The sequence below is a fragment of the Bradyrhizobium sp. S3.7.6 genome (assembly GCF_054061875.1).
The window spans coordinates 3,850,367-3,872,799 of record NZ_JBSSEQ010000001.1 but is presented as its reverse complement, the minus strand read 5'-3'; the positions used below and the strand labels follow the sequence as shown (position 1 = coordinate 3,872,799).

At 65.5% G+C, this 22,433-nt stretch carries 23 protein-coding genes; 14 read left to right on the top strand and 9 right to left on the bottom strand.

Going from position 1 to position 22,433, the window contains the following annotated elements; translation table 11 throughout:
• Nucleotides 1-151: 151 nt before the first annotated feature.
• On the top strand, nucleotides 152-1,270 hold the full coding sequence (locus ACVJ5M_RS18235) for a branched-chain amino acid ABC transporter substrate-binding protein (protein ID WP_028147453.1): 1,119 nt from the start codon (nucleotides 152-154) through the stop codon (nucleotides 1,268-1,270).
• Between the two features lie 74 nt (nucleotides 1,271-1,344).
• Here the strand turns inward: ACVJ5M_RS18235 and ACVJ5M_RS18230 are convergent, their stop codons facing one another.
• Nucleotides 1,345-1,731 carry a response regulator gene (locus tag ACVJ5M_RS18230; RefSeq protein ID WP_071912455.1) on the bottom strand — a complete coding sequence of 129 codons (387 nt, stop codon included), beginning with the start codon at nucleotides 1,729-1,731 and terminating at the stop codon, nucleotides 1,345-1,347.
• A 195-nt stretch (nucleotides 1,732-1,926) separates the two neighbouring features.
• Here ACVJ5M_RS18230 and ACVJ5M_RS18225 point away from each other — a divergent pair, with 195 nt between their 5' ends.
• Both ACVJ5M_RS18225 and ACVJ5M_RS18220 read left to right on the top strand, forming a co-directional pair.
• A complete protein-coding gene (locus ACVJ5M_RS18225; protein WP_135215444.1) occupies nucleotides 1,927-4,779 on the top strand; it encodes a PAS domain S-box protein in 2,853 nt (950 codons plus the stop codon).
• Between the two features lie 54 nt (nucleotides 4,780-4,833).
• A complete protein-coding gene (locus ACVJ5M_RS18220) occupies nucleotides 4,834-5,832 on the top strand; it encodes a P1 family peptidase (RefSeq protein WP_354097483.1) in 999 nt (332 codons plus the stop codon).
• A gap of 213 nt (nucleotides 5,833-6,045) precedes the next feature.
• On the opposite strand, the gene ACVJ5M_RS18215 is transcribed toward ACVJ5M_RS18220, so the two are convergent.
• Nucleotides 6,046-6,780, bottom strand: a complete 735-nt coding sequence (locus tag ACVJ5M_RS18215) for an EF-hand domain-containing protein (protein WP_234678570.1) — start codon at nucleotides 6,778-6,780, stop codon at nucleotides 6,046-6,048.
• Here ACVJ5M_RS18215 and ACVJ5M_RS18210 point away from each other — a divergent pair.
• From ACVJ5M_RS18210 to ACVJ5M_RS18190, 5 genes are all read left to right on the top strand, one after another.
• Nucleotides 6,662-6,919: a hypothetical protein gene (locus ACVJ5M_RS18210; protein ID WP_234678551.1), complete on the top strand. Its 258-nt coding sequence runs from the start codon at nucleotides 6,662-6,664 to the stop codon at nucleotides 6,917-6,919. The two genes, ACVJ5M_RS18215 and ACVJ5M_RS18210, sit on opposite strands and share 119 nt — an antisense overlap.
• Before the next feature lie 164 nt (nucleotides 6,920-7,083).
• On the top strand, nucleotides 7,084-7,785 hold the full coding sequence (gene rpe, locus ACVJ5M_RS18205) for a ribulose-phosphate 3-epimerase (RefSeq protein WP_166342487.1): 702 nt from the start codon (nucleotides 7,084-7,086) through the stop codon (nucleotides 7,783-7,785).
• Between the two features lie 153 nt (nucleotides 7,786-7,938).
• Nucleotides 7,939-8,079 (top strand): hypothetical protein, encoded by a 141-nt coding sequence (locus ACVJ5M_RS18200; RefSeq protein WP_166342488.1) that lies wholly within the window; start codon nucleotides 7,939-7,941, stop codon nucleotides 8,077-8,079.
• 4 nt (nucleotides 8,080-8,083) lie between these two features.
• The gene (locus ACVJ5M_RS18195) at nucleotides 8,084-8,263 is read left to right on the top strand and encodes a hypothetical protein (RefSeq protein ID WP_166091403.1); all 180 of its coding nucleotides are present in this window, start codon (nucleotides 8,084-8,086) and stop codon (nucleotides 8,261-8,263) included.
• A 22-nt stretch (nucleotides 8,264-8,285) separates the two neighbouring features.
• Complete coding sequence (locus ACVJ5M_RS18190; RefSeq protein WP_014494175.1) at nucleotides 8,286-8,477, top strand: hypothetical protein; 192 nt, start codon at nucleotides 8,286-8,288, stop codon at nucleotides 8,475-8,477.
• A gap of 6 nt (nucleotides 8,478-8,483) precedes the next feature.
• Here the strand turns inward: ACVJ5M_RS18190 and ACVJ5M_RS18185 are convergent, their stop codons facing one another.
• The 5 genes from ACVJ5M_RS18185 to ACVJ5M_RS18165 form a co-directional block, all read right to left on the bottom strand.
• Nucleotides 8,484-9,917, bottom strand: coding sequence for a serine/threonine protein kinase (locus ACVJ5M_RS18185; protein WP_166342489.1), 1,434 nt, complete (start codon nucleotides 9,915-9,917; stop codon nucleotides 8,484-8,486).
• A 6-nt stretch (nucleotides 9,918-9,923) separates the two neighbouring features.
• Nucleotides 9,924-10,664 (bottom strand): metallophosphoesterase family protein, encoded by a 741-nt coding sequence (locus ACVJ5M_RS18180; protein WP_166342490.1) that lies wholly within the window; start codon nucleotides 10,662-10,664, stop codon nucleotides 9,924-9,926.
• A 117-nt stretch (nucleotides 10,665-10,781) separates the two neighbouring features.
• A complete protein-coding gene (locus ACVJ5M_RS18175) occupies nucleotides 10,782-11,387 on the bottom strand; it encodes a hypothetical protein (protein ID WP_354097481.1) in 606 nt (201 codons plus the stop codon).
• Nucleotides 11,380-12,066 (bottom strand): hypothetical protein, encoded by a 687-nt coding sequence (locus ACVJ5M_RS18170; protein ID WP_028147462.1) that lies wholly within the window; start codon nucleotides 12,064-12,066, stop codon nucleotides 11,380-11,382. Before ACVJ5M_RS18170 ends, ACVJ5M_RS18175 begins: the two co-directional genes overlap by 8 nt.
• The gene (locus ACVJ5M_RS18165) at nucleotides 12,063-12,833 is read right to left on the bottom strand and encodes a MotA/TolQ/ExbB proton channel family protein (protein WP_166342492.1); all 771 of its coding nucleotides are present in this window, start codon (nucleotides 12,831-12,833) and stop codon (nucleotides 12,063-12,065) included. Before ACVJ5M_RS18165 ends, ACVJ5M_RS18170 begins: the two co-directional genes overlap by 4 nt.
• 200 nt (nucleotides 12,834-13,033) lie before the next feature.
• Between ACVJ5M_RS18165 and ACVJ5M_RS18160 the strand changes: the two genes are divergently transcribed.
• From ACVJ5M_RS18160 to ACVJ5M_RS18145, 4 genes are all read left to right on the top strand, one after another.
• Nucleotides 13,034-14,404 (top strand): sensor histidine kinase, encoded by a 1,371-nt coding sequence (locus ACVJ5M_RS18160; RefSeq protein WP_247309368.1) that lies wholly within the window; start codon nucleotides 13,034-13,036, stop codon nucleotides 14,402-14,404.
• A 7-nt stretch (nucleotides 14,405-14,411) separates the two neighbouring features.
• Nucleotides 14,412-15,062 carry a response regulator gene (locus ACVJ5M_RS18155; RefSeq protein WP_014494168.1) on the top strand — a complete coding sequence of 217 codons (651 nt, stop codon included), beginning with the start codon at nucleotides 14,412-14,414 and terminating at the stop codon, nucleotides 15,060-15,062.
• A 218-nt stretch (nucleotides 15,063-15,280) separates the two neighbouring features.
• On the top strand, nucleotides 15,281-16,312 hold the full coding sequence (locus tag ACVJ5M_RS18150) for an MBL fold metallo-hydrolase (RefSeq protein WP_085404319.1): 1,032 nt from the start codon (nucleotides 15,281-15,283) through the stop codon (nucleotides 16,310-16,312).
• Nucleotides 16,313-16,414: 102 nt separating this feature from the next.
• Nucleotides 16,415-16,705, top strand: a complete 291-nt coding sequence (locus tag ACVJ5M_RS18145; RefSeq protein ID WP_166342494.1) for a hypothetical protein — start codon at nucleotides 16,415-16,417, stop codon at nucleotides 16,703-16,705.
• 36 nt (nucleotides 16,706-16,741) lie between these two features.
• On the opposite strand, the gene ACVJ5M_RS18140 is transcribed toward ACVJ5M_RS18145, so the two are convergent.
• Entirely contained in the window at nucleotides 16,742-17,329 is a 588-nt protein-coding gene (locus tag ACVJ5M_RS18140; protein WP_028158450.1) for a TetR family transcriptional regulator, read from the bottom strand.
• A 565-nt stretch (nucleotides 17,330-17,894) separates the two neighbouring features.
• Here ACVJ5M_RS18140 and purB point away from each other — a divergent pair.
• Together purB and ACVJ5M_RS18130 are read left to right on the top strand one after the other, a co-directional pair.
• Nucleotides 17,895-19,202 (top strand): adenylosuccinate lyase, encoded by a 1,308-nt coding sequence (gene purB / locus ACVJ5M_RS18135; RefSeq protein ID WP_014494164.1) that lies wholly within the window; start codon nucleotides 17,895-17,897, stop codon nucleotides 19,200-19,202.
• Between the two features lie 118 nt (nucleotides 19,203-19,320).
• On the top strand, nucleotides 19,321-20,493 hold the full coding sequence (locus ACVJ5M_RS18130) for a M20 aminoacylase family protein (RefSeq protein ID WP_085404318.1): 1,173 nt from the start codon (nucleotides 19,321-19,323) through the stop codon (nucleotides 20,491-20,493).
• Between the two features lie 66 nt (nucleotides 20,494-20,559).
• Here ACVJ5M_RS18130 and ACVJ5M_RS18125 read toward each other — a convergent pair whose 3' ends face one another.
• Nucleotides 20,560-22,413, bottom strand: coding sequence for an ATP-binding protein (locus ACVJ5M_RS18125; protein WP_166353247.1), 1,854 nt, complete (start codon nucleotides 22,411-22,413; stop codon nucleotides 20,560-20,562).
• Nucleotides 22,414-22,433: the final 20 nt, after the last annotated feature.

Here is a 22,433-nt window from a genome sequence, read left to right as displayed (position 1 = left end):
CGGCGGAGCCCGTGCGGCCGAATGTGGCGAGATATCTCCGCCAATGCCCGTATTTTGCCGGTGACTTCTCCCGAGATTCATTCGAGAATGGCGCCGGTTTGGACCGGGCGTATCCGGCAACTTCCACAGGCGACCACCCGCGAGGTATCTCATGAAATCACTGAAGCTCATCGGTCTGGCATTCGGCGCGTCGATCGCGCTATCGAGCGCGGCGTTCGCGCAGGATGTCACCGTCGCAGTCGCAGGCCCGATGACCGGCGGAGAGTCCGCCTTCGGCCGCCAGATGAAGAACGGCGCCGAGATGGCCGTGGCTGACATCAACGCCGCCGGCGGCGTCAACGGCAAGAAGCTCGCGCTCAACGTCGAGGACGATGCCTGCGATCCGAAGCAGGCGCGCTCGATCGCCGAGAAGATCGCCGGCGCGAAAATCCCGTTCGTGGCCGGGCACTATTGCTCGTCGTCGTCGATCCCCGCCTCCGAAGCCTATGCCGACGGCAACGTGCTCCAGATTACCCCCGCCTCGACCAATCCGAAGTTCACCGATAGCGGACTCTGGAACGTGGCGCGCGTCTGCGGCCGTGACGACCAGCAGGGCCTGGTCGCGGCGCAGTACATCGCCAAGAACTACAAGGGCAAGAACATCGCGATCCTCAACGACAAGACCACCTACGGCAAGGGTCTCGCCGACGAGACCAAGAAGGCGCTCAACAAGGCCGGCATCACCGAGAAGATGTACGAGTCCTACAACAAGGGCGACAAGGACTTCAACGCGATCGTCTCGCGCCTGAAGCGCGACAACATCGACCTCGTCTATGTCGGCGGTTATCATCAGGAGAGCGGCCTGATCCTGCGCCAGATGCGTGACCAGGGCCTCAAGACGATCCTGATGGCCGGCGATGCGCTCGCCGACAAGGAGTACGCCTCCATCACTGGTCCGGCCGGCGAAGGCACGCTGTTCACCTTCGGCCCCGATCCGCGCAACAAGCCGACCGCGAAGAAGATCGTCGACGCCTTCAAGGCCAAGAACATCGACCCCGAGGGCTATACGCTCTACACCTACGCGGCGATGCAGGTCTGGTCGCAGGCGGCAAAGAAGGCCGGCACCACGGACGCCAAGAAGGTCATGGCGGCGATCAAGGCCGGCAAGTGGGACACCGTGATCGGCCCGATCGAGTATGACGCCAAGGGCGACATCAAGCAGCTCGACTATGTCGTCTACAAATGGGACGCCAAGGGCGGCTACGCCGAGATCAAGGGCAACGGCACCTAAGACAGGATGCCTGACCTTTTAACCGGATCAATCCAACGCCCCGGTTCGCCGGGGCGTTTTCTTTCGCCGTGCGGTCACACGGCTGCGGAGAGTTCGCCGCCCGCCGCAGCCTGGGCCTTGTGGAGCGCTTGCAGGAGATCGTTCGGCCGAAATGGCTTTTGCAGGCATACCACGTCGGCCAGACCAGGCGCCTCGCCCATGAAATCCAGCGCGGTCATGCCGGAGACCGCGACGATCGGGAACCCGGGAACTCGCTCGCGAATGGCCGCCATGACGTCAACGCCGCTGGTGTCGGCCAGGAAAATATCGACGATCGCGGCATCGAAAGCGCCCTCGCTGAAGGCTTTCAGGCCCGCTGCGCCGCTCTCGGCTTCGACGACGTCAAAGCGGTTGACCCGAAGCACGATCGCGACCATGGCGCGGACCTCCTTCTGGTCGTCGACAACGAGAACACGGCGCATGGGAACAACTCCCGGATACGTATCATTATTTGGTTCAATTCACCGCAAGTGCCCGGCAAGGCAGTATGGGTCTGTCCCGGTAAATCACCTCTTACCAGCTACCTGTTCCAAGTCCCACCCCAAGTTAAATAAGCTGTAACCTTCGGTTGAGTCGCATGCGCTTTCTGTCAGGATGCGCGCCCGGAGCGGGCTACCATGCGGGTAGCGGCTTCCCGGCCGGAAGAGATTGACGTAGGAGGTCATCATGCCGGCTTACGAGAGATCGACGTGCTAGCGCCTAACGACCGAAGCACATTCCTGTCGACCTTGCCGGCTACGCGAAGCGATCGCAGGGCTGCGTTGGCGATCGTCGGCATCTCCGCGATCCTGTTCGCACTGGCGGTACCGTTTGCGGGCTTGCCGCTCGCGCAGGTGCCGGCCTTCGTGGCGAGCTACCAGTCGGCGCTCGCGGTCAGCGACATCATCACCGCCGTTTTGCTGCTGTCGCAGTTCGCCGTGCTGCGCAGCCGCGCGCTGCTGCTGCTGTCGATCGGCTATATGTTCACGGCGGGCGCCGCGGTGACCCACGCCCTCACCTTCCCCGGGCTGTTCGCCCCGGCCGGATTGTTCGGTGCAGGCCCGCAGACCACCGTCTGGCTCTACATGATCTGGCACGCCGGTTTCCCGCTGTTCGTGCTGGCCTATGCCTGGCTCAAGGACGGCAACGGCGGCAACAGGGTTGCGGGCGCGACGGCTCCCGCGATCGCACTTTCCGTCGCCGGCGTGTTCGTCGCGTTGACCGTCTTCGCCTGGCTGGTGACTGCGCAGCACGGCCTGCTACCGGTCCTGCTCAAGGACGGCCACTACACCCCCACCATGATCGGCGTGGTGTCGTTCGTGTGGTCCCTGAGCTTCGCGGCGCTGGTCACGCTGTGGTTTCGCAAGCCGCACACGGTGATCGACGTCTGGCTCATGGTCACGATGTGCGCCTGGCTGTTCGACATCGCGCTGTCGGCGATCGTCAACGTCGCGCGTTTCGACCTCGGTTTCTATGCCGGCCGTCTCTACGGCCTCTTTGCGTCGAGTTTCGTGCTCGCGGTGCTGCTCATCGAGAACGTGCGGCTCCAGGCCAACACGGCAGGCATGGTCGGCGCGCTGCAGCGGCAGTCGAGCTCGGAGCGGAACTATTATGCCGAGCGCGAGCGGCTGTTCAGCGCCGTCGTCGAGTCCTCCAACGACGCCATCATCACGAAGTCGCTCGACGGCACCATCACGTCCTGGAACAAGGCGGCAGAGCACGTCTTCGGCTACTCCGCCAGCGAGGCGATCGGCCGCCAGGTCGATATCATCATGCCCGAGGGGCAGCGCGAGGAAGTCGCCGAAATGCTGGCCCGCACCCGCAACGGCGAGGTCATCGACCAGCACGAGACCGTGCGGCTGCACAAGAGTGGCCAGCCGATCGACGTCCTGCTGAGCCAGGTCCCGCTGCGATCGACCGACGGCAAGATCATCGGCGCCTCCAAGGTCGCTCGCGACATCACCGAGCGGAAGCGGGCGGAATCCGCCCTCAACCGCGAGATCGAGGAGCGCCAGCGCATCTTCGAGACCTCGCAGGACCTGATCCTCGTGACGGACGGTTACGGCAATTTCATCCAGATCAGCCCGAGCGTGAAGGACATCCTCGGGTACAAGCCGGAGGACATGATCGGGCACAGCGCCATCGAGTTCATTCACCCCGATGACCTCGACAACACCCGCAGCGAGATGCGCGCGGCGCGGCGTGGCGCGGTCAAGCGCAGCTTCGAGGCGCGCTACTACCACTACGACGGTCACGAGGTGACGCTGAACTGGATGGGCACCTGGTCGGAGCCTGTGAAGCGCCATTTCTTCATCGGCCGCGACCTCACCGAGAAGCAGGCCGCGGAGGCCCAGCTCAGGCAGGTCCAGAAAATGGACTCCATCGGCCAGCTGACCGGCGGCGTCGCCCACGATTTCAACAACGTGCTGACCGTCATCACCGGCACGATCGGCATCCTCGCGGATGCGGTGGCCGACCGTCCTGAGCTCGCCGCCATCACCAAGCTGATCGACGACGCCGCCGAGCGCGGCGCGCAACTGACCAAGCACCTGCTCGCCTTTGCCCGCAAGCAGCCGCTCCAGCCGCGCGAGATCGACGTCAATGCGCTGGCGCTCGAGGCCGCCAAGCTGCTGCACCCGACCCTCGGCGAGCAGATCACCATCATGCCGCAGCTCACCGAGGATGCCTGGCCGGCGCTGGTCGACCCGGGCCAGCTTTCCACCGCGATCCTCAATCTCGCGCTGAACGCGCGCGACGCCATGCCGGACGGCGGCACGCTGGTGCTGGAGACCCGCAACATCTTCCTCGACGACGGCTATGCCAGCATGAATCCCGACGTCGTCGCCGGCAGCTATGTGATGATCGCGGTCAGCGACACCGGCACCGGCATTCCACCGGACCTGATGGAGCGGGTGTTCGACCCGTTCTTCACCACCAAGGAGGTCGGCAAGGGCACCGGGCTCGGGCTCAGCATGGTGTTCGGCTTCGTCAAGCAGTCCGGCGGCCACATCAAGATCTACAGCGAGGAAGGCCACGGCACGAGCGTGAAGATCTACCTGCCGCGCTCGAGCGGCGTGCAGGAGAGCGAGTACGAGTCGCTCCAGAACGTGCCCATCGCCGGCGGCGACGAGAAGATCCTGATCGTCGAGGACGACGCGCTGGTACGGCAATATGTCGTGACCCAGATCAAGAGCCTCGGCTATGCCGCGCTCGAGGCCGCCAACGCGGCCGAAGCCCTCACCATCATCGATGCCGACAAGGGCATCGACCTGCTCTTCACCGACATCATCATGCCGGGCCACATGAACGGCCGCCAGCTCGCGGACGAGGCGGTGCGGCGGCGTCCCGACCTGAAGACGCTGTTCACCTCGGGCTACACCGAGAACGCCATCGTCCATCACGGCCGGCTCGATTCCGGCGTGCTGCTGCTGGCCAAGCCCTACCGCAAATCCGAGCTCGCCAAGATGCTCAGGACGGCGCTGGCGAGTTGAGCGCGCGGCATCGGTGCGCTATCGCTGATGCCTGAAGCGCATGGAGTGCCGGCCTTGAATAATCTGCTTACCGATATCGCCGGCGTCCGCGTCGGCCATGCCGAGGATGCGAAAGTCGCCTCCGGCACGACAGCGATCATCTTCGATGCCCCGGCGGTCGCGGCGATCGACGTGCGCGGCGGCGGGCCCGGCACGCGCGAGGATGCGCTGCTCGACCTTGCCAGCACAGTCGAGCGCGTCGATGCGATTGCGCTGTCCGGCGGCTCCGCCTTCGGCATCGAGGCCGGCGGCGGCGTCCAGGCCTGGCTTGCCGAACAGGGCCGCGGCTTCCGGATTCGCGAGGCGGTGATCCCGATCGTGCCGGGCGCCATCGTGTTCGACCTGCTCAACGGCGGTGACAAGGCCTGGGGTCGCTTCGCGCCCTATCGCGATCTCGGTTACGCGGCAGCTGTGGCCGCGGGCCACGATTTCGCGCTGGGCAGCGTCGGCGCGGGCCTCGGCTGCACCACTGCGACCTTCAAGGGCGGGCTCGGCTCGGCTTCAGCGGTCTTGCCCAACGGCATCAAGGTCGCCGCCATCGTGGTCGTCAACGCGGTCGGCAGCGCAACCGTCGGCGAGGGACCGTGGTTCTGGGCGGCGCCGTTCGAGGAGAACGGCGAGTTCGGCGGGCGCGGCCTGCCAGCCAAGTTCACGCCTGACATGCTGGCGATGCGCATCAAGGGCGGCCCCGCCGCGAGCGCGCGCGAGAACACCACGATCGGCGCCGTCGTCACCGATGCGACGCTGACCAAGGCCCAGGCCAAGCGGCTTGCGATGATCGCGCACACCGGATTTGCCCGCGCCATCTATCCGGTGCATGCCCCGACCGACGGCGACGTGCTGTTTGCGGCTGCGACCTGCGAGAAGCCGATCGAGCCGCTGGTCGGCCTCACCGAGCTCGGCACTGTCGCCGCCAACGTGGTCGCGCGCGCGATCGCGCGCGGCGTGTACAGCGCAACGGCGCTGCCGTTTGCGGGAGCATTACCGGCGTGGAAGGACCGCTTCGGCGCGTAAGGGGCACGCGCCTCTCGCCACATATCGCGCGTCATCGCCCGGCGAAGACCGGGCGATCCAGTATTCCAGAGGCAGTTGTGATTGAACCGAGAAGCCGCGGCGTACTGGATGCCCCGGTCCCGGCTCCGCCAAGGCTACGCCGGGGCCACAAGGGTGCTCGGCCGCCGAAGCTTTAGCGAAGGCGGCAAGCCGGGGCATGACAGCGAGTGGGCGTCAGACGCTCATCGACATCGACGAGCCGGCGGTCGCTGAGGCGCCTTGCCCCTGCCCGCCTTGCCGCTGCATCAACTGCGCGAACAGATCGTAGGCCGAATTGCGAGAGGAGCTGGAGGCGCCCGGGACCGTCGTCGACATCTTGAAGCCGTCGGCATAGGTGACGGTGGTGGTGGTCGAGCCGTCGGCCGCGGTCGTCGTGGTCGAGGTCGATCCGCCGCTCGGCTTCGAGGCGGAATCCGATCCATCGCCGGAGCCGCTGGCACCGTGGGCATGGCCGTGATGGCCGCTCTTCAGCGCCTTCGACATCTCATCCAGGCTGACGCTGCCGTCGGAATTCGTATCCATCTTCGAGAACACGTCGTCGGCCTGCGCTAGGTTGGTGCCGCCAGCGCCGAGCGCGTTCTCGAATTCGGACTTGGTGATCTTGCCGTCGCCGTCCCCGTCGATCTGAGAGAACAGGTCCTTCAGCGCAGCGTCGCGGCTCGTCGAGGTCGAAGACGTCGAGCTCGACGAGGTCGAGCTGGCCGCGCTGCCGGTGCTGTCCGTCGACTGGCTTTGCGCGGCGAACAGCGCGTTCATGGTCTCCGGCGAGATCTGCGGAGTTTTGCCCGCGTTGACCGGCGAGGTCGCGTTGCTCGTCGTGCTGCTGCTGTCGATCGCGAACGGATTGGTCGGCGCGCTCTGCGAAGACCCCGTCTTCTGGGTCGACGAGGACGATTTCGAGTTCGTCAGCGACTGGATCGCGTCGAGCGCGCTCGATACGGCACCAAGGGCAAACAACATTGCACAACTCCAACCGATGCGGCACGCCGCAGCCAATGTTCTGGCGGTGATGCCAGCAAGCGTCGTGCCAGCGCAAAAAGCTCAATGAAATCCGCGTTCGCGACGCCTGGCGCGGCTCGGGAACACCGGCAATTCATGCCGGTCGCGGCAGAAATTTCCGCCCACAGGAAGCACACCAGCCCTGCATTGCCCGGCTGAGAGGCCCATGTTAGGCGAGCATCATCTTTCACGGCCGCCACGGGACACCGCGCCATGACCCCAGCCTTCACTCCCCGCCCCCTGGCCATCGCGCCCTCGATCCTGGCCTCGGACTTCTCCAAGCTCGGCGAAGAGGTGCGCGCGGTGGACGCGGCCGGCGCCGACTGGATCCATCTCGACGTGATGGACGGTCATTTCGTGCCCAACATCTCCTACGGCCCCGACGTCATCAAGGCGATGCGCCCGCACACCAAGAAGATCTTCGACGCGCATCTGATGATCTCGCCCTGCGACCCCTATCTCGAGGCCTTCGCCAAAGCCGGCTGTGACCACATCACCGTGCATGCGGAAGCCGGTCCCCATCTGCACCGCTCGCTCCAGGCGATCCGCGCGCTCGGCAAGAAGGCCGGCGTCTCGCTCAACCCGGGCACGCCGATCAGCGTGCTCGAATACGTCATCGACCTCGTCGACCTCGTGCTGGTGATGTCGGTCAATCCCGGCTTCGGCGGCCAGGCCTTCATCCCGTCTGCGATCGGCAAGATCCGCGACATCCGCGCGATGACGGCGGGACGTCCGATCGACATCGAGGTCGATGGCGGCGTCGGTCCCGATGTCGCGGGTCCCCTGGCCGCGGCGGGCGCCAACGCCTTCGTCGCCGGCACCTCCGTGTTCAAGGGCGGCACGCAGGAAGCGTACAAGACCAACATCGCCGCGATCCGTAACGCCGCCGCAGGCGCACGCGGCGAAGCGATCTGAAGCACAAGCAACATATTTGCTGAAAAGCTGCGGGTCTTACGGGCGTTGCGACGCGCAATGCCTAAATTGCACCTTGATCCGTACTCCTCCGGGCTTCCCTGATTCGTGCAAATCACCGCTAGTGATTCTTGCCTGTTTTCGCGGGAGCACATCATGACGACGACCCTGGTTTGGACTGGCGTGGCGTTGTGGCTTGGTTTCAGTGCGTTTGTTGTGTTCGGCCCATCGGCCGGACCGGCGAGGGTGCCGGCACGTTCGGCCCGCATCGTCCGTCGCGACTGGTATCGGGCCTGAGCCCATGCAGATCGCGCTCGTGAAGCGTCAACTGAAGCGCAGGTGCCGCATCCCGCGGCGCCCGCATCCTGACCTCGACTATTTCTTCGGTCGGCTCGAACGCACCGAAGGCGAGAGGCGCGACGACACCGGGCCCGAGATGGCGGACCCGGATCACCCGCTCCGGTCACCGCGCCGGCATTGAATTCTGTTCTGGACCACGCCCGATGAAACCGCACTGCCCGAACTGCCTGAAGGAAATGACCAAGGCATCTGCGTCGCGTAACCTCTTCAATTGCGAGCCCTGCCGCGAGATCATCCAGTATTTCGGCGGCGGCGCGGATCACGGCGAGCCCGGCCCGCAATTCTGCTGGCCGATCCGCCGCAAGCGCTCCGTCCACGCCGCCCACGCGGCGTGATCTTTCCTAGCCCCACACGACGCCGGCGTCTGGTTTCGCAGCAGCCATTCGCGGCGGCCGCACCACAGTGACGGTGCAGGCCGCCTCCGAGGCCACCTTGGCCGAGACGCTGCCGAGCAGCGCGCGGCGGAACGAGCTCTGCCGTGCGCCGATGATGACGTGGTCGACCTGATTGACCTCGGCGAATTCCAACAGCGCCGCGGCGGGGTCGACGGCCTCCAGCACGTGAACCGACAGCCGGCTCTCATCCAGCTTGAGCGGCGTCGCCCAATGCCGGAGCGCGACCAGGCGGTCGATATGCTTGTTGGAGCCCTGCTCGTCGAGCGTCCGGTCGATCGCGATGCGGTTGAGCTTGAGCACGTTGACGCAGGCAAGCCGCGCCGACGGCAGCGTCGCGAGAATGCGCTCGGTCGTCACGCGCAGCGCCTCGTTCAGCTCGCCCGCGCCTTCCACCGTGTCGAGCGCGACCGCGAGGATCGGGCTGGAGGCGATTTGCGCGGCGACGTCCGATTTCGCGCGCGGCGCCATGACACCCAGGTTGAAGCGCCGCCGCCAGGCGACGCTCAAGGGGTCGCGCTTCAGCCGTTCCGAACGCGCGGTGAGCCTGACCTGGTCCGGATGAGCGAGATCGAAGGCGAGCTGGGACGCGGTCGGATAGCGCCGCACCGGCTCGATCTCGAGACAGCGCAGCACCACCTCCTGAAGCCAGGGCGGATAGTCCGCGCGCAATTCGCGCGGCGGATGCGGATCGCGCCACAGCCGGCGACGCATCGCGCGCAGCGTCTCGCCCTCGCCGAAGGGACGCTCGCCGGTGGTGAAGAAATAGAGCAGCACACCCAGCGAAAACAGATCGCTGCGCGGATCGTCGCGTACCCCCAACAGCCGCTCGGGCGCCATGTAGGGCGCGGTGCCGTAAGGCAGGCGGAATTCCTCCTGCAACAGGTCCGGCAGATGGTTGTGGTGCGACAGGCCGTAATCGATCAGGACCGCCTCGCCGCTATCGCGGAACATGATGCTGCTCGGCTTGATGTCGTGATGGATCACGTTCTGCCGGTGCAGATCGGCCAGCGCGGCGGCGATCTTCGCGACGAGCTGCCGCGCCTCCTCGTATGGGAGCGGCAGGTCGGGCAGCCGCTTGTAGAGCGTGGTCCCGGGAATGCGCTCGATCACGGCGTAGGCCTGGTGCGCGAAGTCGCCGGTGCCGAAACACGAGGGCACGTGCGGCCCGGCGACCCGCGGCAAGATCATCATCTCCATCTCGAACGAGACGATCGCGGCGGGGTCCTCGCCCTCCGACACCCGCGGAATCTTCATCAGCAGCGGCACGTCGATGCCGGGATGGGTGACGGTCCACAGCGTCGCCATGCCGCCGGCATGGACGCATTCACCGATGGTGTAGCCGTCGATCTCGGCGCCTGATTTGACCAGGGATTGCGGCATCGGCCTCTAGCGTCCCTGCGACAGCCGGTCGGCGAGCCAGGGCGGCAGGCCGTTCTCGCGAATCTTGTTCGCCGCGCTCGCGATATCATAGGGCGCGCGGCAATAGGTGATCTGGCACGACACGGTGTCGAACAGCACGAAGGCTGCGGATGGATCGCCATCGCGAGGCTGGCCCACCGAGCCGAGCACGGCCAGCCATTGCCGCCCGCGCAGCAGCGGCACGGAAACGTCGGTCTTGGGCACGAGGCCCGTCATCTTCGCCGTCACCGACATCGAATAGAGCGCCGGGCGATGGATGTGGCCGCAGAAGGTGACATGGGCGGGCGTCGATATCAGGCTCTTGGCGGCATCCGCTGTCGAACGGACATAGTGCCAGCGCTGCGGGCTCGAGGCCTCCGAGTGGACGTAAAGGCGCTCCTTCTCATCCACGAGCATCGGCAGCTCGGCGAGGAACCGCCGCTGCGCGACGTCGAGCCGTCCGCGCGTCCATTCGATCGCGATCTGCGCCTCCGCATTCATGGCTTCGGTCGTGGTGTTGACCGCCTCGTCATGATTGCCGCGGACGGCGATGGCGCCCTCCCGGACCAGACCCATCGCGGTATCCACGACCCATTCCGGATCGGCGCCATAGCCGACGAAATCGCCGAGCAGGACGAACCGCTCCGCGCCCTTCGCGCGGGCAACCTTCAGGCAGGCCTCGAACGCCTGCCGGTTGCCGTGGATATCCGAGAAGACAGCGAGAAGCACGCACCCTCCACCCCAAAGGTCTTATCGGAAGCCGATAAGGCCAAATTGAGGGACGTCAAGAAGATGCGCCAGTGCGGGTGCGTTTTCCAGCGTGCCCCTGTCGCGATGGTGAAGAGCCTATTGCTCGTCTTTCGGCGGCATCCGGGGCGGCGGAATCGGGGTGAACACCGCGCCTTGCGCGCCGGCCGGAGGTGCGAGGAATTCGCCGGTCGAGGAATCGCCGCCGGTGGTCTCCAAAATGGTCTTCGGCGTCACATATTCCCGGACCATGTCAATGAGACTGCCATCGCCGCCGCCGAAATCGGCGGCGCGGCCGCCTTGCGGATGTCCCAGCGCGATCTCGTTCTCCGCCGCATGGGTCTTGTCGGCCAGCCTGTCATTGTAGGGCACACGAAAGGCGCGCGGGATGCCGCTCGGCCGATTGTCCTCGTCGAGCTGCTCGACCCAGAGATAGATCGAGCCGGGATCGCCTTCCAGCGAATGCGGCTCGACGATGCGGGCCTTCAGCAGCTTGAAGGTCGCCGGCAGCCGGTCGGCGCTGGCCCAGCCGAGCAGTCCGCGCATCTCGGTGAAGCTGACGACATAGAAGGCGCTGGTCACGACCACCGCGACGGCCTTCAACGACCAGTGCAGCCGCGCATAGACCAGCACGACCAGCAGCAGCGCGCCGATGACGGCGTAGGCGACCGACAGCGTGAGGATGACCGTCTGCAGGCTAGTCACGGCGCACCCTCACAGCGTTCTTGCTCACACCGGTCCTCGGGTCGAGATCGGCGCCGTTGCGCCAACTGCTGCGGAACGTCTCCAGCAGCGATTTCGGCCGCTGGTCCACATTGACGACCTTGCCCTCGGCATCGAGCCGGAACCGCACCGCGGTCTTCTCGTCGCCGGTGTGATCGAGCGTGAATTTGTTGTCGAAGACCACCTGCGCGGTCGGATTGAGCTTCTGCACCTTCACATTGGCCTGGACCGGCTCGCCCGTCGTCGCCACGAAATGTGAGACATTGACGGTGTATTCGCCGGCGAGGATGCCGCGCACCGTGACGATCTCCTCGCGGATCGGCGAGGCGATCTTCTTGCCGTTGACCATGATGAAGTCGTTGGCCCCGCCGCGGTCGTCGCGATCGAGCGTGAGGAAGCCGGCTTCGCGGTGGCGATACCAGGCGATGTTGCCGGCGGGATCCTGCACGAACAGGTCGAGATCGTCTGGATGGCTGTCCGGCCAGTCCAGCGTGATCATGAACTCGGCCTTGGAATCGATCTTGCCGTCCTTGGCATCGGGCGACACCGCGAGGAGCGCGAGGAAGAACAGGAAAGCGATCACCTGGAGCGCCTTGAACAGCATCACGCCCAGCGGATCGAACGGCTCCTCGCGTGGATAGAGACCAAAGTCATCCATCATGACGCGGTTCCAGCGCCTTTGCGCTCCAGCACCGGCGTCACATAGGTCTCGGTCAGCACCACCGCGTCCGAGAACACGCGCTGGGTCGCGGCATCCAGCATGTAATACTGGATGCGCACCAGGATCGAGCCGACGAGGCCCGCCAGCGTCGTGTACATCGCGACCGCCATGCCGTCGCTCATCAGCCCCATCGAGGAACGCATCGCGACCTTGTCGGCGGCGTCCAGCCCCGCGATCGGCGCCAGCATGATGATGAAGCCGATGATGGTGCCGAGCAGGCCGAGCTTCATCAGCGTGTCCGAGACGAAGGCACCGAACCCGTTGGAGCCGCGCAGCCGGTCGGCCAGCGTCCGCAGCAGCAGCGTCTGGTCGACCGCCCGGTAGTCCTGCGCGGACGCTTTCGTCACGAGGCTCTCGATATGGTCCCGCACCAGCCCGCGTGGCAGCGCGGCCGCGCTGCCGTCGAGCACCTTGCTGCCCCCGGGCGCCGCGAGCACCGCCCGGCAGCGCCGCGCCGCCGCGCCTTCACGGGCGATCGCCCGCGTCCGCAGGAAGCAGTGGCCGCAGGTGACGACATAGAGCAGCGCGATCACGCTGGAAATGTAAGTGCGGTCCGAGCTCAGCATCAGACGGATCAGGCCGAAGCGCCACAGCAGCACGACGGCGAAGATCGACAGCCCGGTGAAGATCATCCAGAACAGCAGCGCACTGCGCTCGGATGGGTCGGCAGCAGACCCCGCGATCGGTCCAATCGTCATCGAACTCATGCTGCACTGCTCCTGGCTTGCAGGGATTGGCCTGCAACGATTCCACCCCGATTAGATCAAAGCCGCCGCGCGCGGTCCAAAGAGCCATGCCCAATCCGGCTTGGGAAATTTGCCCGAGCTGCAATCCGGCCCAAACCCCGCAATTGGCAAGGCGCGGCGGCGTTGTTAGGCTGACCTTACCAAACGTTGAGGGTGATCGCATGCGCCTCGTGCTTCAGCTTGTCGCCCGTCTGCTTCTCATTGTCGCGCTCTGCCTTGGCGCGGCGACCGTCTGGGCCACGTTCGACGCCTATCGCAGCGTCGACCGGGCGACCGCGGCCTCGGCGCAGCGGGTCGCGCAGGCACTTCAGGCGCTGTACTGGCACGAGTTCTTGTTGCGCAGCAGCAGAACGCGCGAGCAGCTCTTGCCGGTTCCGGAGTGGCGCACCCTGGAGACGATGAAGCTGATCTCGCCCGGCGTCTGCGTCGAGTTCCAGCCGGCCATCGCATTCGAACGGCCGCTCTGCGGCCAGAGCGTGGGGCTAGGCAAGACGCCGCCGCACTGGTTCACCGCGATCGTACCCATCTTCCTCGGCAGCCACGCCGAAGTGATAAGACCCGTCAGTCCCCGCGCGGCAGCCGCCGGAACGGTCGTCGCGACGCCGGATGCCGCAGCGGCCATCTCGCTTGCCTGGGAGTATCTCCTCAACGTGGTCGACGTCGCGCTTCTGATGGCGGCGGCGATCGCGCTCTTGGCGTCGCTCGCCATCGCGCACGCGCTGGCGCCGGCGCGCACCATCGTCGCCGCGCTCCAGCGCATGGCGCGGGGCCAGTATCGCACGAAACTGCCGCGCTTCCGCTCCATGGAGCTGGCGATGATCGGCAGCGCCGTCGGCGAGCTCGGCGGCCGGCTCGAGGAAGCCACCGAACAGCGCGCGGCGCTGACAAGGCGGCTGATCGAGATCCGTGACGACGAACGCCGCGCGCTCGCCCGCGAGCTGCACGACGAGTTCGGCCAAAATCTCTCCGCCATCCTCGCCTTCGCCAACACGATCGAGACCGCAAGCGCGAAGGAGAGCAAGGATAACGCAATCGCGCAGGACGCGCGCATGATCTCGCAGGCCACCCATCATCTGATGGCCTCGTTGCGCGATGCGCTCAAACGCCTGCGCAATCCCCTGCCCGAGGAGCTTGGGCTCGAGGCCAGCTTGGTCAATTTGGTGGACAGCTGGCGCTCGCAAAGCGCTGCCCAGCCGACCATCCGGCTCGACCTCAGGGGCGACCTCACCGACATCAGCGGCCCGGCCGCCACCACCGCCTATCGCGTGGCGCAGGAATGCCTGACCAACGCACTGCGCCACAGCTCGGCGCGCGAAATCTCCTTGCGCATCGAGCGGCGCGCCGGTGACGACGACGCGTTACTGATCCGTGTCGAGGACGACGGCGGCGGCGACGCGGCACGCGTGGCGCAGTCGACCGGCTTCGGTCTCACCGGCATCCGCGAGCGGGTCGCGGCGGCCGGCGGATCGCTCTCGATCCTGCCTGCGCGAGGAGGCCTCAGCGTCGCCGCCACCATCCCGCTCGCCGCGTGAGGCCGACATGAGCGATGTCGCGGCAACAGGCATCTCCGTGCTGCTGGTCGACGACCATCCGATCGTCCGGCAAGGCTACCGGCGCGTGCTGGAGAGCCAGGGCGATCTCCATGTCGTGGCGGAGGCCGACAACGCGGCCGACGCCTACGGCGCCTTCAAGGCGCACGACCCCGATGTCGTCCTGCTGGATATCTCGATGCCCGGCGCGAGCGGGCTGGAGGCGATCCGCAACATCCGCGCGCGCAGCCCGCGGGCGCGCATCCTCGTCTTCACCATGCACAACGAAGCCGTGCTGGTGAAAGCCGCCTTCAGCGCCGGCGCCAGCGGCTTCGTCACCAAGAGCAGCGAACCCTCCGCAGTCGTCACCGCGATCCGCAGCGTTGCGCGCGGCGAGCGCGCCATGAGCGACGACATCGCGCACATTTTGGCCGAGGACAGCCTGTCGGCGGGCTCGGCGCTGGACCAACTGGGTGAGCGCGAGATCGAGATCCTGCGCCAATTCGCCGGCGGCGCGACGACCGAGCAGATTGCTGCTCATCTCAATCTCAGCGTCAAGACGGTGCAGAACTATCACTATTTGATCAAGACCAAGACCGGCGCGCGCACCGACGCGCAACTCGTGCGGCTGGCAGCGAGCTGCGGGCTGACGAGGATCTAGAGCTTGGCGGCTGGACGCCTATCTGGTTCCGGCCGGCCGCCCCAACGAAGGTCTCCAGTCGCTCTCGGATTGTGCTAGGCTCGATCGCAGCCACGGCATCCGGCACGAGACCGCCGGTGGATGTCTGTTGGGCTCCGATCTTGACGCGAGCCTCCCGGCTCTTTCGAAGCCGCCCTCGTTCCCGTTGTATGTTTTGCATGACAACAGGAGACGCTTCCATGAACATCAGGGACAGTCTTCTTGCCGCACTGATCGCCTTCAACGTTTTCGCGACCGGAACCACCGAGATCGCAGCAGCCGACGCGAAAGACCAGATCACCATTCTTTATGACGCCTTCGGCACAAATGACGCGATGACAAAGGACTGGGGTTTTTCCGCCCTTGTCGAAGTCGCGGGAAAACGCATCCTGTTCGACACGGGTAACGACGCCGAAATCTTCGCGGCAAACGTGAAGGCCAGGGGTGTCAACCTCTCGAACCTCGACTTTGTCGTTCTTTCGCACCGCCACTCCGATCATATGGCGGGTTTGTCCTACGTCCTAAGCGTCAATCCGACCGTCAAGATCTACGCGCCGAAGGAAGGATTTGGCATCTATGGCTCTTCGTTGCCTTCCGGCTTCTTCCGGAAAGACGAGGCCTTGCCGCCGGAGATGCGGTACTACGGAGGCAAGCCCCCAGCGGTGATGAAGTTCGGCTCGGCATGGGCCAACGCAAACTTCGAACTGATCGATCAGACGACCGAGATTGCTCCCGGCATCACGCTGATTTCGCTGATCTCCGACGCGCCCGGGACAAGAGAGCTCAAGGAGCTGTCTCTGGCCGTCAACACCGCAGAAGGCGTAGTCCTTCTGGTCGGTTGTTCGCACCCCGGGATCGAGCGCATTGTCGAAGCGGCGACCGGTATCAATCCCAGGATTCATCTCATCGCCGGCGGATTTCATCTGGTCGTGGCGCCTGACGAGACAATCGCGAAAGTCGTTACCGCTCTGAAGGACAGGTTCAAGGTCGACGCCGTAGCACCGGGGCATTGCACCGGTGAGCCGACTTTTGCCGCGCTCAAGAAGGCGTTCGGCGACAGCTATCTCTATGCCGGCCTCGGCACGTCGATTCCGGTTGGAACGAGTGGGAATGTCCGACGCGGAGAAGGTCCGACGCTTGACGACCTTGCGACATATCGGAAACTGGCCGGGCGTGAAGACCCGTTCGGCATCTTGCGGTCGCGCGGCCTGCGGTCGGGATCCGCGCTCTAGCGCGGCGGCGCGCAGTTCGCGCCTTTATCCAGCGCTTGAGGCGAGCGGAATGGAACCGACACCGTCGCGCTTTGGTTAGCAGCAGAGTGAAGGAGTTGCGCCATGAGTAAGGCCATGCACCGAACGGTCGTCGATCCTCCGCTCCTCACCGTGGGCGAGCTCATCGACGAACTCTGCCGCTTGCCAGATACGGCCGTCGTCCACTTCCGCTGCCCCGCACTCGATCAGGAGCTTACATTCTACCGCATTCGGAAGCGGTCGAAGGACGCTGTCGAAATCGCGGTGAACACATATCCGGAGAGCCCGCCGGTTGTCCCATCCTCCAACGGAAGGCAATCGACCCACTCGCCTGCCCTTCGCGAGGAGGCCCTTTTGCACAAGGCGAAAGGCTGAATCGACAGTTACACGCTTTGGCGGGACCGTGTCGGTCTAGGCCGCCTTCAACCCGCGCAGCACCAGCGCCAGGGTCGCATCGACACGAGCGGGCAGATCGGCGTCCTTCCACTCGTCGGCATGTGCCGGGTGGTGGAAGCGGACGGTGGCATCGAAGATGGCGCGGGCGGTGGCCTTGACGTCGCCCACCTCGAACACGCCCTGCTTCACGCCGTCGGTCAGGATCGACGCGATCTGGTCGATCATGGTGTCCTTGTGGCACTTGACGGCGGCGCAAGCCTCGCGCGCCAGCGTCAGATAGGTGTCGAACATCTCGGGATCGTCGAGCACGCGCGAGCGCTTGGCGGCGAACAGCGTGCGCAGCCAGCGGTCGAGTCGGGCCGGCGCCGGCCCCTGCTCCTCGGCGATCGCCAGCAACGGCGCGTCGATGCGATCCAGCCAGCGTTTGGCGACGGCCTCGCGCAGCGAGGCCTTGCTCGGGAAATGGCGATAGACGCTGCCGTGGCTCACATCGAGCGCACGGGCAACGTCAACCACGGTGGCCTTGGCAAGTCCGTAGCGCCGCAGAACGTCCTCGGTGACTTCGAGGATCCGCTCCGGCGTCAAGATCACGGCTTCATTCATGCCAGCACCATGTTCCCGTTGAGGGCTCAGTTACCCGGCAATGGAGCTGCTTCCGAAGCGCCCGTGCCGGTCGTTTCGGAAAGCTCTCGCCTTAATGAGGCAGTTTTGCAGCCTGCGCCGCGATCTGGCGCGCAACCAGTAAATTGAGCCAATGCCCAATCGTTCCGGTGAAGTTGATGATTTCGGTCGTCATTGTCTTAAGTCTCCATTCGTCCGCGGTCCCAACCTCCTTATGTCCCGCGATCCGCAACTGTTTCGGACCTCGGGCTCCCCGGGCGGGTCGCCGCGGGACGCCCAATCGGAGCGTCCGAGAACGGATATACACGTCCCGCTGACAGATTTCAATATCTGTCAGTCAATGATCCGTGATTGACAGTTAACTTTTGTGGGCGGCGTCTCCTCAGCTTGGGCTGGTCCAGGGGCGGTGGATAGCTCGCCGATCCCCCTCGCCTGGGGTCCAGATCGTTTGTTTCGCCCTGCCCGCTCTGCTAAATCACGGCGTAAAAAGCATTTTGGCCGGTCGCCGCCCCCTTGGGCCGCCCGCCCACCTTCCTGGAGCAGTCTGATGATCCCCCGCTATACCCGCCCGGAAATGGCCTCGATCTGGGAGCCGCAGACCCGGTTCAAGATCTGGTTCGAGATCGAGGCGCACGCGGCGGACGCTCTCGCCGAGCTCGGAACGATCCCCAAGGAGGCCGCGAAGACGGTCTGGGCCAAGGCCAAGGACGCCACTTTCGACGTCGCCCGCATCGATGAGATCGAGCGCGAGACCAAGCACGACGTCATCGCCTTCCTGACCCACCTTGCCGAAATCGTCGGCCCCGAAGCGCGCTTCGTGCACCAGGGCATGACCTCCTCCGACGTGCTCGACACCTGCCTCAACGTCCAGCTCACCCGCGCCGCCGACCTCCTGCTCGCCGATCTCGACAAGGTGCTGGCCGCGCTGAAGAAGCGTGCCTTCGAGCACAAGATGACGCCGACTATCGGCCGCAGCCACGGCATCCACGCCGAGCCTGTGACCTTCGGCCTCAAGCTCGCTTATGCCTATGCCGAATTCTCGCGCGCCAAGGAGCGCCTGATCGCGGCGCGCAAGGAAGTCGCGACCTGCGCCATCTCCGGCGCCGTCGGCACCTTCGCCCAGATCGACCCGCGCGTCGAAGAGCACGTCGCCAAGGCGATGGGCCTCGTCCCCGAGCCGATCTCCACTCAGGTCATCCCGCGCGACCGCCATGCGATGTATTTCTCGACGCTTGGCGTGATCGCCTCCTCGGTCGAGCGCATTGCCGTGGAGATCCGCCACATGCAGCGCACCGAGGTGCTGGAGGCCGAAGAGTTCTTCTCCGAAGGGCAGAAGGGCTCGTCCGCGATGCCGCACAAGCGCAACCCGGTGCTGTCGGAAAACCTCACCGGCCTCTCCCGCATGGTCCGCGCCTATGTGACGCCGGCCCTGGAAAACGTCGTGCTCTGGCACGAGCGCGACATCTCGCACTCCTCCGCAGAGCGCATGATGGGCCCGGATGCCACCGTGACGCTCGACTTTGCGCTGGTGCGCCTCGCCGGCCTGATCGACAAGCTGCTGGTGTATCCCGCCAACATGCAGAAGAACCTCGACCGCCTCGGCGGCCTCGTGCATTCGCAGCGCGTGCTGCTGGCGCTGACCCAGAAGGGCGCAAGCCGCGAGGATGCCTACAAGCTGGTGCAGCGCAACGCGATGCCGGTCTGGCGCGGCGAAGGCGACTTCCTCCAGCTCCTGAAGAAGGACACTGAAGTGAAGAAGTATCTCACCGACGCCGAGATCGAGGAGCAGTTCGACCTCGGCTATCACCTCAAGCATGTCGACACGATCTTCAAGCGCGTGTTCGGCGAGAGCTGAGCGCGCGTCCGTAGAAACTGCCGGGTGGTTAGCCGCAGGCATCACCCACCATTCCTCGTGACACGGCGGTGGGTTACGCTACGCTAACCTACCCCACGAACAAGAAACGGATCCCCTCATGCCCATCGTCAACCGCGTTGCCGCCCTCTCCGACGAAATGGCCGCCTGGCGCCATGACTTCCATGAGAACCCGGAGCTGCTCTACGAGGTCCATCGCACCGCCGGCATCGTCGCCGATCGCTTGCGCGAATTCGGCTGCGACGAGGTGGTGACGGGCATCGGCCGGACCGGTGTCGTCGGCGTGATCCGCGGCCGCAAGTCGGCCTCCGGCAAGACCATCGGGCTGCGTGCCGACATGGACGCGCTGCCGATCATGGAGACGTCGGGCGTCGCCTACGCCTCCAAGGTTCCCGGCAAGATGCACGCCTGCGGCCATGACGGCCACACCGCCATGCTGCTCGGTGCCGCCAAATATCTCGCCGAGACGCGCAATTTCGACGGCACCGCGATCATGATCTTCCAGCCTGCGGAGGAAGGCGGCGGCGGCGGCAAGGCGATGGTCGAGGACGGCTTGATGACGCGCTGGAACATCCAGGAGGTCTACGGCATGCACAACATGCCGGGCCTGCCCGAGGGCCATTTCGCGACCACGCCCGGCGCGATGCTGGCCTCCTCCGACAACATCCAGATCACCGTCCACGGCAAGGGCGGCCACGCCGGCGCCGGTCCGCACAAATCCGTCGACAGCGTGCTGATCGGCTCGCAGATCGTCAACGCGCTGCAGTCGATCGTCGCGCGCAACGTCGATCCGCTGAAGTCCGCCGTCATTTCGATCACGCAATTCCACTCCGGCACGGCCTTCAACATCATCCCTGAAGTCGCCGAGCTCGGCGGCACCGTCCGCACGCTCGATCCTGAAGTGCGCGATCTCGTCGAGCGCCGCATCGGCGAGGTCGCCGAAAGCGTCGCCCGCGCCTATGGCGGCTCGGCCGAGACCAAGTACACGCGGATGTATCCGGTGACGATGAACCATGCGCGCGAGGCCGGCCTTGCCGCCGACGTCGCCCGCGACATCGTCGGTGCCGAGCGCGTCAACGACAAGTTCATCCCGATGATGGGCGCCGAGGACTTCTCGTTCATGCTGGAAGCGCGTCCCGGCGCGATGATCCTGGTCGGCATGGGCGACGGCAACGAGTGCCACCACCCGGCCTATGTCTTCAACGACAACATCCTCGGCCACGGCGCCTCCTACTGGGCGCGCCTGGTGGAGACGCGGATGCCGGCGGGCTAGCGTCGCTTCGCGGCAGCCGTGGCCCGGGCGACATTGCCGCCAAAGGGCCACGCAACGCGGAGCCCGTCATCGAGCCGCAGAGCGTTGCCCCGTTGGCTCTTCCGTCTCCAGCGGGCTGGATGCGGTCTCGTCTGAGGCGAGAGGCAGGGTGAACTGAAAGAAGGCGCCCCGCGGCTCGTTTGCGCCGGCCCACATCCGCCCGCCATGCGCCTCGATGATCGAGCGGCAGATGGCGAGACCCATCCCCATGCCTGTGGGCTTGGTGGTGTAGAAGGCTTCGAACAGGCGATCCACGTTCTTCGGATCCAGCCCCGGACCGGAATCCCGCAAGGTGACGTGGACGCCGTCGGATGCATCCCGACCGGTGCTGATCAGCAACTCCCGTCCCCCCTCGCCGACCGCGGCCATCGCCTCGATCGCGTTGACGATCAGGTTGAGCACCACTTGCTGAACTTGAACCCGGTCGGCCTGAATCGGCGGCAAGCCCTCCGCAAATTGCATTCGCACCGAGACGCCGTTCTTGAACGCTTCGCTGCGTGTCAGCGCGATGACCTCAAGCACCGCCGGGTTGATCTCCAGGGTCTCTTTTTGCGGGGGCGCGTTCCTGATGAGCGCCCGGATCCGGCCGATGATGTCGCCGGCTCGCATACCATCACCGGTGATCCAGTCGAGGGTCTGTCGAACCCGCTCCAGGTTTGGCGGTCGCGCCTCCAGCCAATTCAGCCCGGCCTCGGCGTTCGCCACGATCGCGGCGATCGGCTGATTGACTTCATGGGCGATCGAAGCGGTTAGCTGTCCCATCGTGGTGACGCGATTGGCGTGCGCGAGCTCCATCAGCGCTTCACGGTAGCGCCGCTCGTGTTCGCGGCCTTCGGCTTCCGCCCGCTTGAGAGCCGTCAGATCGAGGACGAAGCCGACGCCATGATCCGTACCTTCTCCGAACATGGTCCCACCGATCAGCACCGGAACGCGGCTTCCGTCCTTCCGCACATACTCCTTCTCGAATGGCTGGGCCGTCCCGACCCGCTTCAGTTCCGTCACGGTCTGCAAGTCGCGGTCGCGCCATTCCGGCGGCGTGAGGTCGGTCCGATGCAGGCGCCCTGCGGCGAGATCTTCCCGGTCGTATCCCACGATGCGCAGGAAGGCATCGTTGGCCTCGAGAATGCGCCCCTCGACTTCCCAGATGATGATGCCGATGATGTTGGCATCGAACAGGCGCCTGATCTTGATATCCCGTGCTGCAAGATCACTCTGGAGCTGGATGTTCTCCTCGGTCGCCTCCCGCCGCCGTTTCGCTTCGAGCCGCGCGAGCGCCAGCGCCGCTGCGGCCAGCGCGACGACGAGGACAACGGCGCCGGCGATCAGCCAGGTCCAGCGTTGCTCGAATGCTTCTGCGCGCGCCTCCCGGCCGGCGAGCCGAAAGCGCTCGTGATCCACCATCTGGTCGATTTGCGAGCGGATCTCGTCCATGCTGCGGATCATTGCCAGCGCGGCCAGCCCGGACGTGCCGGCCGTCTTCAGCAGCTCGTCGATCTCGCGCAGCGTGGCTGTAACGGTCAGCGCCAGATGTCCGGCCCGAAGGCCCTGCAACGGATCATCCGCCACCAACATCTGCAGCGCCTGAGCCTCGCGCCGTACGCTTTCGTCAGAGACGCCGTAGGCCTTGAGATAGGCGGGGTCGAGGGTCATGAGATACCCGCGCCTTTCAGTCTCCAGTTCCGCGACGATCGCCCGCAGCCGATCAAGCGTTTCGAGGACCTGGCGGCTATGCTCGATGAAGTGATGAGCTGCTTGCCGCTCCTGCCAATATTGCAGGCCGAGGAAGCTGGTCGCGGCAAACAGGGTCACAAGCACTGCGACCGCAAGGATCAGCGGACGAGCAAACCATCGCAGAGGCAGGGCCCGAACAGGAACGGACATTGGCCGTGGGTCTTCGATGC

Excerpts from the sequence above, each read along its gene's own strand:
- ACVJ5M_RS18200 (WP_166342488.1), top strand. The coding sequence starts at position 7,939 with ATGACGACGACCCTGGTTTGGACTGGCGTGGCGTTGTGGCTTGGTTTC.
- ACVJ5M_RS18235 (WP_028147453.1), top strand. The coding sequence starts at position 152 with ATGAAATCACTGAAGCTCATCGGTCTGGCATTCGGCGCGTCGATCGCG.
- ACVJ5M_RS18150 (WP_085404319.1), top strand. The coding sequence starts at position 15,281 with ATGAACATCAGGGACAGTCTTCTTGCCGCACTGATCGCCTTCAACGTT.
- ACVJ5M_RS18130 (WP_085404318.1), top strand. The coding sequence starts at position 19,321 with ATGCCCATCGTCAACCGCGTTGCCGCCCTCTCCGACGAAATGGCCGCC.
- ACVJ5M_RS18195 (WP_166091403.1), top strand. The coding sequence starts at position 8,084 with ATGCAGATCGCGCTCGTGAAGCGTCAACTGAAGCGCAGGTGCCGCATC.
- ACVJ5M_RS18155 (WP_014494168.1), top strand. The coding sequence starts at position 14,412 with ATGAGCGATGTCGCGGCAACAGGCATCTCCGTGCTGCTGGTCGACGAC.
- ACVJ5M_RS18230 (WP_071912455.1), bottom strand. The coding sequence starts at position 1,731 with ATGCGCCGTGTTCTCGTTGTCGACGACCAGAAGGAGGTCCGCGCCATG.
- purB (WP_014494164.1), top strand. The coding sequence starts at position 17,895 with ATGATCCCCCGCTATACCCGCCCGGAAATGGCCTCGATCTGGGAGCCG.
- ACVJ5M_RS18140 (WP_028158450.1), bottom strand. The coding sequence starts at position 17,329 with ATGAATGAAGCCGTGATCTTGACGCCGGAGCGGATCCTCGAAGTCACC.
- rpe (WP_166342487.1), top strand. The coding sequence starts at position 7,084 with ATGACCCCAGCCTTCACTCCCCGCCCCCTGGCCATCGCGCCCTCGATC.
- ACVJ5M_RS18190 (WP_014494175.1), top strand. The coding sequence starts at position 8,286 with ATGAAACCGCACTGCCCGAACTGCCTGAAGGAAATGACCAAGGCATCT.
- ACVJ5M_RS18185 (WP_166342489.1), bottom strand. The coding sequence starts at position 9,917 with ATGCCGCAATCCCTGGTCAAATCAGGCGCCGAGATCGACGGCTACACC.
- ACVJ5M_RS18225 (WP_135215444.1), top strand. The coding sequence starts at position 1,927 with ATGCGGGTAGCGGCTTCCCGGCCGGAAGAGATTGACGTAGGAGGTCAT.
- ACVJ5M_RS18170 (WP_028147462.1), bottom strand. The coding sequence starts at position 12,066 with ATGATGGATGACTTTGGTCTCTATCCACGCGAGGAGCCGTTCGATCCG.
- ACVJ5M_RS18165 (WP_166342492.1), bottom strand. The coding sequence starts at position 12,833 with ATGAGTTCGATGACGATTGGACCGATCGCGGGGTCTGCTGCCGACCCA.
- ACVJ5M_RS18160 (WP_247309368.1), top strand. The coding sequence starts at position 13,034 with ATGCGCCTCGTGCTTCAGCTTGTCGCCCGTCTGCTTCTCATTGTCGCG.
- ACVJ5M_RS18145 (WP_166342494.1), top strand. The coding sequence starts at position 16,415 with ATGAGTAAGGCCATGCACCGAACGGTCGTCGATCCTCCGCTCCTCACC.
- ACVJ5M_RS18125 (WP_166353247.1), bottom strand. The coding sequence starts at position 22,413 with ATGTCCGTTCCTGTTCGGGCCCTGCCTCTGCGATGGTTTGCTCGTCCG.